This is a genomic window from Actinoplanes sp. NPDC051537 (assembly GCF_055586105.1).
Genome location: NZ_JBVJIU010000002.1, coordinates 68225 through 84506 on the forward strand (window position 1 = coordinate 68225; position 16282 = coordinate 84506).

The following is a 16282-nucleotide window of genomic DNA, read 5'->3' on the forward strand; positions in this document are numbered from 1 at the left end:
CCTCAGGTGAGCAGCCCCCGGCCGTACCAGTCCTCCGCGGACGTCACGCCGGGCAGGGCGAAGAAGTAGCCGCCGCCGAACGGGCGGATGTAGTCGTTGAGCGGGTCGTCGGCGAGTCTCTTCTGGACCGCCTCGAAGCCGCGGCGCAGATCCCGCTGGTACGCGCAGAAGATCAGGCCCGCGTCCAGGTCGCCGCCGGGGACCACGCCGTCGTCGTAGTTGTACGGGCGGCGGAAGATCCGGCTGGTGGCGGTCTCCGCGGTCCGCGGGTTGGCGAGCCGGATGTGCGCGTCGAGCGGCGTGAGCACGCCCGCCGGGTCCCGCTCGAAATCGGGCCGGTCCGTCTCCCGTACGCCGTCCAGCGGCGAACCGCTGTCCCGCCGCCGGCCGATGATGGCCTCCTGCTCGGCCAGCGACACCCGGTCCCAGAACTCGATGTGCATCCGGATGAACCGCAGCGCCTGATAGCTGCCGCCGGCCGCCCACTCCGGCTCGCCCGCGCCGGCCCAGACCAGGGCGGCGCCCTCGGCCTCGGTCGGGTTGCTGGTGCCGTCCTTGAAGCCCATCAGGTTGCGCGGGGCCCCGGCCGGCCGGGGCGGGCTGAGGAACCCGGTGCGGCGGTACCGCAGCAGCAGGCCGCCGCGAGTGTTCCGGGCGATGTCGCGCAGCGCGTGGTGGACGGTGTCGGCGTTGTCGGCGCAGATCTGCAGCAGCAGGTCGCCGTGGCACCAGGCGGGGTCGAGCGCGTCGCCGGGAAACACCCCCATCGCGGTGAGCGAGCGCGGCTTGCGGGCGGCCAGGCCGAAGCGCCCGTCGAACAGCGAGGCGCCGACCGAGACGGTGATGGTCAGCCGGTCGGCGGGGACGACCGGGCCGAGCACGCCGTTGTCGGCGGGCGGGGTGGTGATCGGGCCGGCGGCGGGCTCGCCGCCGGTGGTGAGGAAGCGGGCCCGGGCGGTGAGGGTCCGCAGCGTCACCCGGAGAGCCTCGGCCGTCGGCGCGGCGACGTCGAAGGCGGCGAAGATCGCGCTGCGCTGCGGTGGCGTGAAGATCCCGGCCTGGTGCGGCCCGTGGAAGGACGGCGTCTCGTCGGGGGCCTTCGCCGGCTGCGCCCCGGGCAGGGCGACGACCGCGGCCGCGCCGACCGCGATGCGTTTCAGGGCCTCGCGCCGATTGACGGTCATGATCCGGTCACCTCCAGCAGGCCGGGGGCTTGGGCAAGGGTTTCCAGCACACCGCCGAGGGCCGCCTCGACATCACGCCGTACGGCGATCGCGTGCCGGAGCCGGTCCAGTCCCTCGTGGATGGACCGGCGCAGGGCCGGGCGGCGCTCGTCGAGCAGCGGGCCGAACAGGTCGAGCAGCGCCTCGGTGGCGTCCACGCCGGCGGTCGTTTCGCTGAGCCCGGCGCCCGCGCCCAGGTCGGTCAGGCCGGTCAGGTGGAAGCGCAGCGCGTCCTCCAGGATCTCGTGCACGCGCAGCGGCAGGTCGATCGCGTCCGGGGTGGCGCCCGGCAGGTCGGCCCGCAGCGCGGTCACCCGCTCGGCGACGACGTCGACCATCGGCCGCAGCGTGGCGAGCGGCTCGTCGTGCCAGAGCCCGTATTCGATCCGGCGCAGGCCGGCGAAATCCGGATCCCGTACGCCTCCCGGCAGCCCCTGCGGCAGACCGTCGATCGCGTCCGCGTAGTCGCCGAAACTGCCGTAGGCCGCGCCGACGCGGTCCCAGGTCAGCTGCGCGGTCAGCCAGGCGGCGCGGGCCTTCGCCCGGTCGGGCCCGCCGACCGCCGTGCGCAGCGCCGCCAGGTCACCGGTCAGCCGGCCGAGCACCTGCGCCACGTACCCCTGATAGGCCTCGCGTACCGAAGCCTGCTCCTCCGGCAGGACCGGGGGCGCCGGCGTGTACGGCAAGGTCAGGCACGGCGAGGAGACCACGAGCAGCAGATAGCTCGCCGCGCGCTGGCTGATGCCGACCCGGAAGCCGGTGGCCGGGTCCTCGGTGAGCAGTTGCGAGTTCTGGCCCGGCACGTCGGTGACGACGCGGTAGCCGAGGTCGGACCAGTGCTGCCGCAGCGCGTCCACGGCCGTGGCGCCGACCGGGGCCGAGGGCGGCATCATGCTGTAGCGCGACGAGATCGTGTAGGCGCCCGCCGGATCGGCGCACCCGCTGATGGTGCCGATCGCCTCGGCGTACCGGATGTCATGGGAAATGCCCGCGGCGGCGTCGGACCGATATTGGTCGATCAGGGCCCTCGCCTCGCGTTCGGTCGGCACCGGGACCGCCGCCTCGGCCCGGACGAACAGCGCGGCCGCCGCCGCGACGGCCAGGGCGGTCGTCGCGGCGGCGAGCATGGCGATGCGGGAGCGCTTCATCTCAGTACGTGAAGGGGTAGCCGGCCGAGGAGACGCCGCACGCCGAGACGTACAGCGTGTAGGCGCCGCGCGGCAGGCCGGACGGCAGGGTGAAGTCGGCCGTCTGGGCCTCGCCCGCCCGGCTGGTGATCATCGAGCTGAAGTTGAAGCTGCGGGCGAAGTAGACGTGCCCGGCGCTGTCCCGGAGCGAGACGATCGGGTAGTTCTGCGGGTTCTGGTAGTCGTCCTCCCCCACGCTCACCATGCCGCTGAGCTGGGTGCCGGAGAGGTGGTAGGTGCCGCTGCCGGTGACCGAGGTGACGGTCGGCCGCCAGGCGTCCCGGGGCCCGCCGATCGGCGTGTAGACCCAGTTGCGGCTGCCGGCCGCGGCCAGCACCTGGCCGTTGGGCAGGTTGATGAAGTTGACCGGCGCACCGCGGGAGTCCGGCGGCTTGCTGATGATTGCGATGGTGTTGGTGGCCGGGTCGAACTCGTTGATGTTCGCGCCGGACGCCGACCCGCACTCGTTGGTCAGCCAGCTGCACTGCACCGAGTCGAAGATGACCTTGCCGTTGCCCTCGGGCGTGGCGTACACGTCGTCGGTGAACGAGCCCTGCGGGATGGCCGGGCCCTGCTGCCACGAGCCGGGGTCGCTCGGCCGCGCGCCGGGGGTGTAGATGACCGACGTGTTGTGGCCCATGGCGAGGATCCGCCCGTCGTACATCAGGGTGACGGTCGAGGTGTCGACGCTGCCGTTGGCGTACGAGGAGGGCGGTCGCGCCACGGTGTACCAGGCGTTGGCGGCCGGGTCGAAGCGGTACGCGCCGCCGTTGCTGATCGAGACGATCGAGCCGTCGGGCAGCGGCACCCAGCCGTCCTCGGCGGCCGGCGCGGGCCGGTTCGGTCCGGCCGTCCACTTGTTCGTCCTGCCGTCGAAGATCTGGGTGCGGGCCTGCCGCTGGTCGCTCGAGACGATCCGGCCGTCCTTCAGGTGGGCCGTCCCGGTGTCCCAGAGGTTGCCGTAGAGGCCGGACTGGCCGAGCGTCCAGGTGTTGGCCACCGGGTCGTACAGCTGCACGCCGTTGTGGTCGTTCGACGAGCTGCCGGACGGCCACTGGTACACGTACTCGCCGCCAGCCTGGTAGAAGCGACCGTCGGGCAGGATCTGCTCCTGCGCGGCGCCCACGCCGTACGGGCTGGTGGCCAGTTGCTTCCAGGTGCCCTTGGTGTAGTCGCCGAACTGGTCGGGCACGAGCTTGACCCACTGGTGCAGGTCGCTGCCGTTGGACAGGATGCTGCCGTCGGTGAGCAGCCACATGAACGTGCCGGCGCCGCCGTTGTACGGGTTCACCGGCACCGCGGTCCAGGTGCCCGGCGTGCCCGGGACGCCCGGGGGCGCACCGGTCGGGCCGGTGGGCGGCGGGGTTGTCGGGGTGGTGGGCGGATCGGTCGGCGGTGAGACCGTCGTGGGCGACGTGGTCGGGGTGACGCCGCCGGTGCACGCGACGCCGTTGACGGTGAACGCCGTCGGAACCGGGTTGGAGCCGGTCCACGACCCGTTGAAGCCGAACGACGCGCTGCCGCCGGTGGCGAGGGCGCCGTTGTAGCTCACGTTGGTGGCGGTGACCGCGGCGCCGCTCTGGCTCACCGTCGCGTTCCAGGCCTGGGTCACGGCCTGCCCGGCGCCGTAGGACCATCGCAGGGTCCAGCCGGTGATCGGATCGCCCAGGTTGGTGACGGTGACATTGGCGCCGAACCCGCCGCTCCACTGTGAGCTGATCGCGTAGTTCACCTGGCAGCCGGCGGCCGCGGCGTGCGCGACGACCGCGCCGGTCACCGCCGTTGTCGTGCTCGCCGCGACGAGCACCGCAACGAGTCCTTTCCGCATGGTTTTCTCCTTGCGGCTCGATGGGGGGCCGCGATGTCCCACGCATCGACGGTTATAACTACCGACATCCTGTAGGACGAAAACCTTTTCGGCAAGAGCTCTCCAAGGCACGTCTAGCTGTGCGGCTCTGCCCGAAAGGTTTTCGGCAACCGATCGACGGTAGTTGCCCTGGCCAAATGGTCGATGCTGATCGATCTCGCCGCGGGCCTGGCGTCGGCTAGGCCCTCCGCCCGCACGTTCGGCTACCAGCAGCTCAACAGCATCCAGAAGCGACTGGCCTCCGGGCTCCTGACGTCCGAGCTGGGCGCCCCGGCCGCCCTGCGCCAGGCGGCGCCGGCCACGGGACCGTTCCGGCCGGCGAGCGCGGCCTGCACCGGCCGCTTCGGCACGAACGTCAAGGTCAACCAGAACTGCCTGAACGTCACCGACCCCGACCTCCAGGGCCGGGCGCAGGCGCAGAACGAGACCTGGGTGGCGGTCGACCCGGCCGACGCCAACCACGTGATCAGCAGCTACAACGACTACCGCCGCGGCGACGGGACGTGCGGCGTCTCGTACTCGGTGGACGCCGGCCGGACGTGGGCCGACTCCACCACCCCCAACGGCTTCACCCAGGGTGGCCCGTTCGGCGCGGCCCGGCAGTACTGGCAGGCCGGCGGCGACACCTCGGTCGCCTGGGACACCCGCGGCAACGTCTACCTCTCGTGCCAGACGTTCCTGCGCGGCCCGGCCGCCTCGCCCAACCCCGACCAGTCGAGCGCGTTCTACGTGTATCGGTCCATCGGCACCAACGGGGCGTCCTGGAACTTCCCCGGGCGGCCGGCGGCCGAGCACAACGACGTCGCCGGCGCCGGTGACTTCCTGCTCGACAAGCAGTTGATGACCGTCGACAACAGCCGCGCCAGCCGGTTCCGCGATCGGGTCTACGTCACCTGGACGACGTTCGCCGCCGACGGCACGGGCTACATCTACGAGGCCCACTCGGCCGACTACGGCGAGACGTTCAGCGCGCCCGTCGTGGTGAGCACCACGAGCCCGTTGTGCGACAACACCTTCGGCCTGCCGACGCCGCAGGGCACCTGCAACGAGAACCAGTTCTCCCAGCCGTTCACGGCGCCCGACGGCGCTCTCTACGTGGTCTACGCGAACTTCAACAACGCGGTCGTCGCCCCGGAGAACCGCAACCAGATGCTGCTGTCGAAGTCCACCGACGGCGGGGTCAGCTTCGCGCCGCCGGTCCGCGTGGGCTACTACAACGAGCTGCCGGACTGCGCGACCTATCAGAACGGGGCCGACCCGGGCCGGGCGTGCATCCCGGAGAAGGGCCCGTCGGCCAACTCGATCAGCACCGATCCCTACACCGACGCGCAGGCGCAGCATCAGAGCGAGGTGGAGCCGGACACGTACGCGTTCGGCAGCACCATCGTCTCCGCGTTCCAGGTCGGCCGGGTCTCCGGCGGCGGCGCCTCGAACATCGGCTGGGCCCGCTCCGGCGACGGCGGCGCGACCTGGACCAACGGCTTCCTGCCGGGCATCACCACCAACGGCGGCGGCACGTTCGGGCAGGCCAGCGACGCCGCGGTCGCCTTCGACGCCAAGCACAACGTGTGGCTCATCTCGAGCCTCGGCATCAGCGGCTCGACCGTCAACGTGCTGACCAGCCGGTCCACCAACGGCGGCCTGACCTGGTCGAACCCGGTCACCACGGCGACCGGCTCGCTGGACAAGAACTGGATCGTCTGCGACAACACCGCCGCCAGCCCGTTCTTCGGCAACTGCTATACCGAGTACGACATCACCAACGCGGGCGACTCGATCCGGATGCGAACCTCGACCAACGGCGGCGCCACGTGGGGCGCGGCCCTGGCGCCGGCCGGCGGGCTGCGCGAGGAACCGCTGCCCAGCGCCGAGGCCGACGCCGCGGGCACCGTCTACGTCAGCTGGTCGGACTGCCGGTTCCGCAGCGGCTGCCCACGCAACGACATCGTGATCGCCAAGTCGACCGGCGAGACCACCTGGGCCGCGCCGACCCGGGTGCCGATCGACGCCACCACCAGCACGGTCGATCACTTCGTGCCCGGGATCGGCGTCGATCCCGCGAGCTCCGGCGCGGCGGCCCGGATCGGGCTGACCTATTACTACTACCCGGCCTCGTCGTGCACCGCGTCGACCTGCCGGCTCGACGCCGGCTTCATCTCCTCGACCAACGGCGGCGGCTCGTGGAGCGCCTTCACCGCGCTGGCCGGGCCGATGAACCTGTCCTGGATCCCGAACACCTCCCAGGGGCGGATGTTCGGCGACTACATCTCCACGTCCGTGCGTGCGGGCGGCAACGCGTACCCGGTCCTCGCGGTGGCCACCGCACCGACCGGAAGCACGCTGCATCTCGGCATGTCGGTGCCGACCGGCGGCCTGGCCGTCACCGGCGGGACGAACACCGCTGTCGGTTCCGCGGCCGCCGCGGCCACCGTCGCGAAGCGGCCGGTCGCCGTCACCGCCCGATAGAAAGGCGCGGCGCCCGCGGTCGGGATGATCGCGGGCGCCGGCCCGGTTACTCGAGGCGCACGTTGTCCAGGTCGACCGTGCCCGGGTTGATGTAGACCCAGAGCACGCGCACATCGCTGAGGGCCGCACTGTCGCAGGACATCGCGGTCTGCAGGTCGATCGACGCCGTCGTCGTGGTGTCCTGGTTGATCCAGGTGAAGCCGGACTGGCACCAGGCGTACCCGTCGCCGGTCTGCACCGCGATCGCCGCGTTGGTGCCGGCGGCCGGGCTCGTGCGCAGGTCGTACTTCAGCGCCGAGCGGTTCGACATGTCGATCGGCTCGGGGAACGTGACGCCGAACCAGCCGCCGTCGGCCGCCGCGACCCGCAGGCCGTGCGTGCCGAGCGTGGCGAACTCGGTGGTCTGCCCGACCGTGCCGGCGTTGGTCTGCCAGGACGCGGACGCCCAGCCCTCGACGCCGTCCTCGAACGAGTAGAGCACCTGGGTCGCGGCCGGGTCGGGCTTGACCGTGACGGTCACGGTCGCCACGTTGGACCATCGGCCGGCCTGGTCCTGGATCACGTACGAGGCCACCGCCTTTCCGGCAAATCCGGCCGCCGGGGTGAAGGTGACCGCGCCGGCGCCGCCCGACGTGAAAACGCCACCCGTGACGGTCACGCTGGTCTGCCGCCCGGCAACACCCGGGTCGAGGTCGAGGCTGGCCGGACGGATCTTGGTGCGGTACGCGATGTCGTTGGCCGCCGCCGGCACGGTCACGGGCGTGTCGGCCGGCGTGATCGCGGTGTCGTTGTCGGCCACCGGCGGCAGCGACCGCTGCCCGGACGAGATCTCGGTGGTGGCGTTCGAGATCGTGGTGCAGACGGGGCTCGGGCAGTAGACCGTGAACCCGTCGTAGTCCGGGTAGAGCGTGCCGTCGTCCTGCGAGCCGGAGAGGATCCAATACAGGAAACCGCTCCCGCCCGTACGGGCAAAGGTGTTGAGCCAGTCCTGGTACACCGGGTTGCGGGTGGCCTTGTCCTTCCAGCCGAACTCGCCGAGCATCACCGCCTTGCCCAGCTTCCTGGCGGCCACGTTGTGCCGGGTGATGTAGTCGTCGGCCCACTGCGGGGTGCGGTTGCCCCAGCTGTCCGGGTAGAGGTGGTACGACATCACGTCGACGGCGGGCAGCGACGCCAGCGCAATGCTGTCCACGCCCTCGCCGCAGTTGTCGATCCAGTCCGGGGAGTCCGGCCCGTCGCAGAAGAAGCCCTCGTCGCCGACGCTGACCAGGTGGTTGCGGTCGAGCGACTTGAGGTACGAGGTCATCTCCCCGGCCCAGCTCGTCAGCGTGTCGGTGGTGCAGTGATCGCTCTGCGGGTAGACGCCCGAGCCCTTGCACCGCGGCTCGTTGCCCAGCTCCCACGTCATGATCGTCGGATCGTCCTTGTACCGCACGCCGGTGATCGTGTTGACGCGATTCAGCACGTGATTCAGGTAGTCCTTGTACCAGCCCTTGATCACCGGATCGGTGTAGAAGTCATCGTGATACGAGGCCCCCCGCCACCGTACGTATTGATCGATGCCCCCGAAGTCGGACCAGTTGTTGGTCAGCGCCAGCACCAGCCGCTGGCCCGAGCGCCGGGCGGCGTCGATCACGTAGTCGAGGCGCTCGAGGCCGTTCGCCCCGTCGTTGAAGGCCGGCTTCTCGCCGTCCCAGTACTGGAAGTAGACGCCGTCCGGCGCCGGCGCCACCGAGTTGCTGCCGTCGGCGTTGCCGATCAGGCCGAACGCCCAGGTCCGCATCACGTCGAAGCCGGCCGTCTTGGCGTCGCCGAAGACGTCGTCGACCATCGTCCGGCTCTTGTAGAACAGGTAGTAGTTGTTGGTGCCGCCGAAGCGGAACGGCTTGCCGTCGAGCTTGAGCGTGCTGCCGGAGCGGGTGACGAAGGCGGGGTGGGCCGCGGCGGCGGGCGCGGCCAGGCCGACCGCGCCGGTCACGGCCGCGAGGACGGCGACGAGAAATCTCCGCATGCGGAGCCTCCTGAGAGCGATCGACCAGAGCCGATGCTCAAGCTAGCATTTCGGGAGCGCTCCCAAAATGGAGGACCTCGTGAAGTACGGACACTTCGACGACGCGCGGCGCGAGTACGTCATCGACCGGCCCGACACGCCCCTGCCCTGGATCAACTACCTGGGCACCGATGAGTACTTCGGCATCATGTCGAACACCGCCGGTGGCTACTCGTTCTACCGCGACGCGAAGCTGCGCCGCCTCACCCGGTACCGCTACAACAACGCGCCGTTCGACGTCGGCGGCCGCTACCTCTACGTGCGGGACGACGACACCGGCGACTTCTGGTCGCCGTCCTGGCAGCCGACCCGCACACCGCTGGACGAGTACGAGTGCCGCCACGGCCTGTCGTACACCCGGATCGCCTCCGCCCGCGGCGGGATCCGGGCCGAGACGCTCTACTTCGTGCCGCTCGGCGAGACCCTCGAGGTGTGGCGGGTCCGGGTCACCAACGACCGCGACACGGCGGCCGAGCTCTCCCTGTTCTCCTCGGTCGAGTTCTGCCTCTGGGACGCTCAGGACGACGCGACGAACTTCCAGCGCAACTTCTCCACCGGCCAGGTCGAGGTGGTCGACGGGGTGATCTACCACAAGACCGAGTACCGGGAGCGGCGCGACCACTTCGCGTACTTCGCCTGCTCGGAGCCGCTCGCCGGGTTCGACACCCAGCGCGACACGTTCCTCGGCGCCTACCGCGGCTGGGACCGGCCGGAGGCGGTCGAGCGCGGCGCGGCGTCCGACTCGGTGGCGCACGGGTGGGCGCCGATGGGCAGCCATCACGTGCGGCTCGCGCTGGCGCCGGGCGAGAGCCGCGAGGTGATCTTCGTGCTCGGCTACGCGGAGAACCCGCGGGACGAGAAGTTCGACCCGCGCGGCTCGCAGACCCTCAACAAGCGGCGCGTGCGGCCGGTCATCGAGCGCTGGCTGCGGCCGGCGGCGGTGGACGAGGGGTTCGCGGCGCTCGGCGAATACTGGGAACGGCTGCTCGGCGGCCTGCGGGTGTCGACGCCGGACGCGGACACCGATCGGATGGTCAACGTCTGGAACGCGTACCAGTGCATGGTGACCTTCAATTTGAGCCGATCGGCGTCGTTCTACGAATCCGGGATCGGCCGCGGCATGGGCTTCCGCGACTCCAACCAGGACCTGCTCGGCTTCGTGCACATGATTCCGGGGCGCGCCCGGGAGCGGATCCTCGACATCGCGGCCACCCAGATGACGACCGGCGGGGCGTACCACCAGTATCAGCCGCTGACCAAGCGCGGGAACAACGACATCGGCCAGGGCTTCAACGACGACCCGCTGTGGCTGGTGCTCGGCGTCTCGGCGTACCTCAAGGAGACCGGCGACGAGACGATCCTGGACGAGCCGGTGCCGTTCGACAACGCGCCCGGCAGCGAGGCGCCGCTGTACGAGCACCTGCGCCGCTCGCTGCGCTACACGCTCGGACGGCTCGGCCCGCACGGCCTGCCCCTGATCGGGCGGGCCGACTGGAACGACTGCCTCAACCTGAACTGCTTCTCCGACACCCCGGGCGAGCCGTTCCAGACCACCGAGAACGTAAGCGGCGGAACGGCCGAGTCGGTCTTCATCGCCGGGCAGTTCGTGCTGGCGGCCAAGGAGCTGGCCGCCATCGCCGACCTGCGTGGGCTGGACGGGGAGGCGGGCGAGTACCGGGCGGCGGCGGAGAAGATGACGGCGGCGGCGGTCGAGCACGGCTGGGACGGCGCCTGGTTCCGCCGCGCGTACGACTTCCACGGCAACCCGATCGGCTCCGGCGAGAACGACGAGGGGCAGATCTTCATCGAGCCGCAGGGCATGTGCGTGCTCGGCGGGATCGGCCTCGAGGACGGCCTGGCCGTGCGGGCGCTGGCGAGCGTGGAGGAGCGGCTGGCCACCCCGCACGGCGTCGTCCTGCAGCAGCCGGCGTACTCCAGCTACCGGATCGAGCTCGGCGAGATCTCCTCCTATCCCCCGGGATACAAGGAGAACGCCGGCATCTTCTGCCACACCAACCCGTGGATCATGATCGCCGAGGCGATGGTCGGACACGGCGACAACGCGTTCGACTACTACCGGCGGATCAACCCGTCGGTCCGGGAGCCGATCAGCGAGGTGCACCGCTGCGAGCCGTACGTCTACGCGCAGATGATCGCCGGCCGGGACGCGCCGACCCACGGCGAGGCCAAGAACTCGTGGCTCACCGGCACCGCGGCCTGGAACTTCGTCGCGATCACGCAGTGGATCCTCGGCATCCGGCCGGAGCTGACCGGGCTGCGCGTCGACCCGGTGCTGCCAACGGACTGGGACGGATTCCGGGTCACCCGCTCGTTCCGCGGCGCCACCTACGAGATCAGCGTGAGCAAGACACCCGGGGCGTACGGCCGGGTGGCGCACCTGATCGTCGACGGCGAGCGGGTGGCGGGCTCGGTCGTGCCGCCGGCCGCTCCCGGCGCCACGGTCCGGGTGGAGGCCGTCATCGGCTGACCGCTCAGGGCACCAGGATCACCTTGCCGACGTTGCGGCGCTCGCCGAGCCGGCGATGCGCCGCCGCGGCCTGGTCGAACGGGAACACCCCGTCGATGCGCGGCCGGATCGCGCCCGCCTCCCACAGCTCGAGCAGGGTCGCCAGCTCCTCGCGCAGCAGGTCGGGGCGGTCCCACAGGTGGCCGAGGTTGACGCCGCTCACCGTCCGGTTGCGGTTCATCAGCGCGAACGGCGTCAGCACCGGCACGCCGGTGAACTGGCTCGCGAGCCGGCGGAGGCTGCGCCGTTCGCCGGTGCTGAGGTTCGCGAAGCCGTACGCGATGAGCTGCCCGACCGGCCGCAGCAGCCCGAGGCCACGTTTCCAGTCGCGGCCGCCGAGCGGGTCGAGGACGAGGTCGACGCCCTCTCCCGCGGTGAGCTCCCGCACCCGGGCCGCGTAGTCCTCGGTGCGGTAGTCGATCGGGTGGGTGCACCCTTCCTCGCGCAGCACCGCGTGCTTGCCCGCGGACGCCGTCCCGAACGTGACGACCCCCGGAACCGTGCGGCACAGTTGCAGCACCGCGAGCCCGACCCCGCCGGCGGCCATGTGCACCAGAACCCTGGCGCCGGGCCGGAGGTTCGCGACCCGAAAGAGCATGTGGTACGCCGTGAGGTAGTTGACCGGCAGCGCGGCCCCGTCGTGGAATCCGAGGTCATCGGGCATGGCCAGCACCCGCTCGACCGGCGCGCAGACCTGCTCGGCGTGCCCCCCGAACCGCACGAGCGCGATCACCCGCTGCCCGACCGCCAGTCCCGCGACCCCGTCGCCGAGCGCATCGACCTGGCCGGCCACCTCATAGCCGACGACGCACGGCGGCCTGGGCGCGTCCGGATAGAGCCCTTGCCGAGCCATGACCTCGGCGAAGTTCAGCCCGGCGGCCCGCACGGCGATGCGCACCTCGCCGGCTTTCGGCTGCGGTGCGGAGCTCTCCCTGACGGCCAAGACCTCGGGCCCGCCGGACTTGGTGATCCACACAGAACGCATCGACGAAGCCTCCCACAGGGTCGCCGGGCGCGGTGGCTCCGCGCCCGGCGGCCGTTCCCGGGAGGAGGTCAGGGCAGGTCGATCGGGCGCAGCACCCGGTCGATGCCGTGGGCGATCTGGCGGTTGCCGCGGTTGATGTCGAAGCGGATGACGCGCGGGTCGCGGTCGCTGCGGTCGGCGTCGATCAGGCGGACGCGCTTCCAGCAGAAGCCGTAGACGTCGACCTTGATCGACGAGCCGGCCGCGGTCTTGAGGGACGCGCCGTCGGCGCGCAGGGCGGCGGAGCGGGTGATCGTGGCGCCGGGGACGACGTGGTAGAGCAGCACCGCCTCGACCGTGTTGATGCCGAGGCCGGCCACGGCGGTGAACGCGGCCTTCTCCGACGGCAGGCGGCGAGAGTGCTGGATGTCGGCGACCAGCAGCTCGAAGGCGCGGTCGTTGGGCAGGAACGCGGTCAGCGCCGTCTTCCCGTCGGTCAGCACGCCGACCGGACTGGACGGCTTGGCCTTGAGCACGGCCAGGACGGCGGCGGTCAGGATGTCGTAGTCGCCACCCTTGCGATCGAAGCCGCTCTTGTCGGCGGTCAGCACCGCGGCGAGCGACCGGGTGCCCAGCGGCTTGGTCGTGCCGTGCGCATCGGCCGGCGCGGCGGCGAGGGCGGAGGCGACGATCGTGGCGGCCGCGACGGCGGCGGCTCGCCGGCCGAATCGGATGAACCTCATCTTCGTGCGTCCTTTCCGAGTACGGGGTGGTGGCGTCGATGCCACCACCCGGTCCTTCGCCCGGATCGCCGGCTATGGATGCACCTACGAGGTGAGGGTTCCGCGCAGCAGGCTGTGGCCCGAGTGCGCGGCGTCGCCGTCGTGCGGCTCGTCGCTGACGTCGACCAGGCGGTACCGGTTCATGTCGACGCCCGGCGGCACCGGCAGCACCACCTCCCGCCGGCCGGTCAGGTTGCCGATCGACACCATCTTGGTCGCGTCGTCCGGGTCGATCAGCCACACCTCGTGGAAGCCGGTGGTCAGCGGCAGGTTCCGCACATCGATGCGCATCTCGCCGTCGGACAGCACCCGGACCGTGCCACCGGCGGCGGGCGGCACGGCCGGCAGCGGCGCGAGCGTCGCCCGTGCCGTCACCCGCTCGGCCGGGCCGCGGTGCACGAACCGGTCGACCGCGACCGTGCCGGCCACCGCGAGCACCGCGGCGGCCGCGGCGCTGAGCGCCGGAACGAGCCAGCGGGGACGCTCACGGCGCGGGCGAACGGCGCGGGCGAGCGGGCCTTTAGCGGGGGCGGGGGCGGCGATGTCGTTCTCGATGCGCTGCCAGAGGCGCTCGGGCGGCGGCGGCAGGTCGCGCAGCTCTTCGCTCTCGGCGCCGAGGACGGCGACGGTGCGCAGCGCGTCGAGCTCGTGGCGGCAGGCGGCGCACTCGGCCAGGTGGCCGGACTCGGCGGGCGCCTCGACCTCGTCCGAGAGGGCAAGATCAGAGAGCGCGAGAAGGGCCAGCCGATCGGGATCCAGGTGCTCCACCGTCCACCTCCCATCGACGTCGCAGGTTCGCCAGGCCACGCCGGATGTGGCTCTTGACCGTGCCGAGCGGCAGTCCGGTCACGGCCGCTATCTGGGGGTGGGTCAGGTCGTCGAAGAACGCGAGCTCGAGCGTGCGGCGCTGCTCGGCGGGCAGCCGGCCGAGCTCATCGGCGACCACCAAGCGGTCGACGATCCGGTCGGGGCGTTCCGGTTCCTCGGGCGGGGCGGGCTGGGCGCGTACGGTCTCGGCCACCCGAACGTCTCTCGCCACCGAGCGCAACCGATCCACCGCCTTGCGCCGGGCGATCCCGAGCAACCAGCTCAGCATCGAGCCACGCTCCGGGTCGAAGGAGTCCCGCCCGGACCAGGCCGCCACGAACGTCACCTGGGTGACGTCCTCGGCGTCGGCCCGGTTGCCGAGCATGCGCTGGGCCAGGTAGAGCACCGCGGCGCCGTGCCGGTCGTACGCCGCCCGGAGCGCCTTCTCGTCGCCGACCCGCAGGCGGTCGGCGAGCTCGTGGTCGGAACTCATCACCCTTCCTTCGTCCGGCGAGGCCCCGGCGGATGCGGTTGCGGCGAATTCTTACCGGTCGATGACGTGCCCTCGGTCGCCCCGTCCACACCGCCCGGACCGCCGTATCCCACCCTGCCCGGCCGGAGTGGCCGGCGCCGGAGAAGCAGGCGAGGAGACAGCGATGAGGATGCGAACCGGGAGACCGGCCAGGCTGGCCCTGGTGGCGGCGCTGCTGGCGGCGACGGGCGGGCTGACCGCCACGTTCGTCTCCGGCGGCGGCAAGAACACCGCGGGCGCGGCCACCAGCCTGTCCGACTTCGTGCCGATCGAGCGGGTACGGCCGAACGTGACCCGCCCGCGGACCGGGCCGCGGGCCGCCACCGGGCGGTTCACCGTGAACTGCGGCACCAACGGCAACGGCAAGTTCAGCCCCGACAACCCGGTCGCGCAGCCCGGCATCAAGAACGGCGCCGAGCACCTGCACGACTTCGTCGGCAACCTCGCGATCACCGCGAACTCCTCCGACGCCGACCTCGCCGCCTCGGGCACCACCTGCCGCAACGGCGACCGGTCGGCGTACTTCTGGCCCGTGGTCCGCATCGACCGCTCGGTGCGCGCCTCCGGCGACGACGTCCGGCGGGCGCTCGCCGCCACCTCGGGGACCGTGGTCTGCCCGTCCGCGCGTGCTTCGCTGCCGGCCGTGCCCGCGCCGGCGAAGGCCGAGGTCGACCGCCGGCTGGCCGAGCTGGACCGGATGGAGGTCACCGCCGACCGGCGGATTCTCGCCACCCGAGGGGTGGACGCCCGGCTCAACGACCAGGTTCTCCGCTGGCTGCGCACCAACCGGGCGGCCACGCTGGCCCGGATCGGCGACGCGATCGGCGCCGCCGGTGGGCAGCGTCCCCGGATGGTCTCGCTGACCGAGTGCGACGTCAGCTATGACGGCATCCACGCCGGCCTGCACGCGGGCCACGGCGCGCCGTCCGCTACCCCGCAGGTGCAGTGCCCCACCGTGCGGGACAAGCTGCCCGGCGTGCCGCGGTCCGCCCTCGCCGAGGTCGACCGCAACCTGGCCGAGCTCGACCGGCAGATCTCCGAGGCCAACCAGCGCCTGGTCACCGAGCAGGGAAAGGTCGACGTTCTGGGCCCGCTCGAGGCCAAGCGCGCCGCCGTGCTCGACCGCATCGCGATCGCCATCGGCCGCACCGCCGCCCGCCCCGAGGGGCTGGACACGCTGGCGGGCTGCACTCTGGGGGACAACGCCGGCCCGAAACCGCTGCCCGATCCGCAGGGCCCGAACCGGGAACTGCCCGGCAACACCGGCGGCATCGTCCGCCCGGCGTCCGTGCTCATCGAGTACCGCGGCAACCCGGTCGCCAAGGTCGTGCCCATGCCGAAGTTCCTGCGCGAGCTGACCGGCGACGCCAAGCCCACCAGCCGCGGCCCGGCCAACGCGCGCGCCACCTGGACCTGTTCCGGCTTCCCGGACCGGCTCTCCGACAAGTACCCGATCTGCCCGGCCGGTCGCCAGGTTCAGCGGGTTCAGGACTTCCCCGGCTGCTGGGACGGCAAGAACATCGACAGCGACAACCACCGCGCCCACGTCGCGTTCGCCGACCGGAAGACCGGCGCCTGCCCGGCCGGCTTCGTCGCCATCCCGCAACTGCGGATCACCATCTCGTACGAGATCCCGCGCGACGTCCAGCTCAAGGGGCAGTACGCCCTCGACTCGTTCCCCGAGGAGAACCACAACCCGTTCTCGGACCACAACGACTTCGTCAACGTGAACTCCACCGGCACGATGCAGCGGATCGCCGCCTGCATCAACCGGGGCCGGAGCTGCCGCTGAGGTCCGGGGGGGGGGGGGGGGGGGCCCCCCCCCCCCCCCCCTCCCCCCTCCCCTCCTCCCCGCCATCCTTCTTTCCGTCACCCAC

At 71.7% G+C, this 16282-nt stretch carries 11 protein-coding genes; 3 read left to right on the plus strand and 8 right to left on the minus strand.

The window, feature by feature from the left end:
* Positions 1-2: 2 nt before the first annotated feature.
* The 3 genes from ACZ6TB_RS04160 to ACZ6TB_RS04170 are packed head-to-tail and all read right to left on the minus strand — an operon-like array spanning position 3 to position 4238.
* Positions 3-1184, minus strand: coding sequence for a Dyp-type peroxidase (locus tag ACZ6TB_RS04160; RefSeq protein WP_465550402.1), 1182 nt, complete (start codon positions 1182-1184; stop codon positions 3-5).
* Positions 1181-2371 carry an EfeM/EfeO family lipoprotein gene (locus tag ACZ6TB_RS04165; protein WP_465550404.1) on the minus strand — a complete coding sequence of 397 codons (1191 nt, stop codon included), beginning with the start codon at positions 2369-2371 and terminating at the stop codon, positions 1181-1183. Before ACZ6TB_RS04165 ends, ACZ6TB_RS04160 begins: the two co-directional genes overlap by 4 nt.
* 1 nt (position 2372) lies before the next feature.
* Positions 2373-4238 (minus strand): cellulose binding domain-containing protein, encoded by a 1866-nt coding sequence (locus ACZ6TB_RS04170; protein WP_465550406.1) that lies wholly within the window; start codon positions 4236-4238, stop codon positions 2373-2375.
* Between the two features lie 183 nt (positions 4239-4421).
* Between ACZ6TB_RS04170 and ACZ6TB_RS04175 the strand changes: the two genes are divergently transcribed.
* The gene (locus ACZ6TB_RS04175) at positions 4422-6743 is read left to right on the plus strand and encodes a sialidase family protein (RefSeq protein WP_465550408.1); all 2322 of its coding nucleotides are present in this window, start codon (positions 4422-4424) and stop codon (positions 6741-6743) included.
* 46 nt (positions 6744-6789) lie between these two features.
* Here ACZ6TB_RS04175 and ACZ6TB_RS04180 read toward each other — a convergent pair whose 3' ends face one another.
* Positions 6790-8754, minus strand: a complete 1965-nt coding sequence (locus tag ACZ6TB_RS04180; RefSeq protein ID WP_465550409.1) for a cellulase family glycosylhydrolase — start codon at positions 8752-8754, stop codon at positions 6790-6792.
* A 79-nt stretch (positions 8755-8833) separates the two neighbouring features.
* On the opposite strand from ACZ6TB_RS04180, the gene ACZ6TB_RS04185 reads away from it, so the two are divergent.
* Positions 8834-11281 carry a glycoside hydrolase family 94 protein gene (locus ACZ6TB_RS04185; protein ID WP_465550411.1) on the plus strand — a complete coding sequence of 816 codons (2448 nt, stop codon included), beginning with the start codon at positions 8834-8836 and terminating at the stop codon, positions 11279-11281.
* 4 nt (positions 11282-11285) lie between these two features.
* On the opposite strand, the gene ACZ6TB_RS04190 is transcribed toward ACZ6TB_RS04185, so the two are convergent.
* The 4 genes from ACZ6TB_RS04190 to ACZ6TB_RS04205 all read right to left on the minus strand — a co-directional run bounded on the left by ACZ6TB_RS04190 (position 11286) and on the right by ACZ6TB_RS04205 (position 14366).
* Positions 11286-12305 carry a synaptic vesicle VAT-1 family membrane protein gene (locus tag ACZ6TB_RS04190; protein ID WP_465550413.1) on the minus strand — a complete coding sequence of 340 codons (1020 nt, stop codon included), beginning with the start codon at positions 12303-12305 and terminating at the stop codon, positions 11286-11288.
* Between the two features lie 68 nt (positions 12306-12373).
* Positions 12374-13027, minus strand: coding sequence for a fasciclin domain-containing protein (locus tag ACZ6TB_RS04195; protein ID WP_465550415.1), 654 nt, complete (start codon positions 13025-13027; stop codon positions 12374-12376).
* 84 nt (positions 13028-13111) lie between these two features.
* Complete coding sequence (locus ACZ6TB_RS04200) at positions 13112-13834, minus strand: anti-sigma factor (RefSeq protein WP_465550417.1); 723 nt, start codon at positions 13832-13834, stop codon at positions 13112-13114.
* Positions 13788-14366, minus strand: coding sequence for an RNA polymerase sigma factor (locus ACZ6TB_RS04205; protein WP_465550419.1), 579 nt, complete (start codon positions 14364-14366; stop codon positions 13788-13790). The genes ACZ6TB_RS04200 and ACZ6TB_RS04205 overlap by 47 nt, the downstream gene beginning before the upstream one ends.
* A gap of 163 nt (positions 14367-14529) precedes the next feature.
* Here ACZ6TB_RS04205 and ACZ6TB_RS04210 point away from each other — a divergent pair, with 163 nt between their 5' ends.
* Positions 14530-16197 carry a DUF1996 domain-containing protein gene (locus ACZ6TB_RS04210; protein WP_465550421.1) on the plus strand — a complete coding sequence of 556 codons (1668 nt, stop codon included), beginning with the start codon at positions 14530-14532 and terminating at the stop codon, positions 16195-16197.
* The last annotated feature ends 85 nt before the right edge of the window (positions 16198-16282 follow it).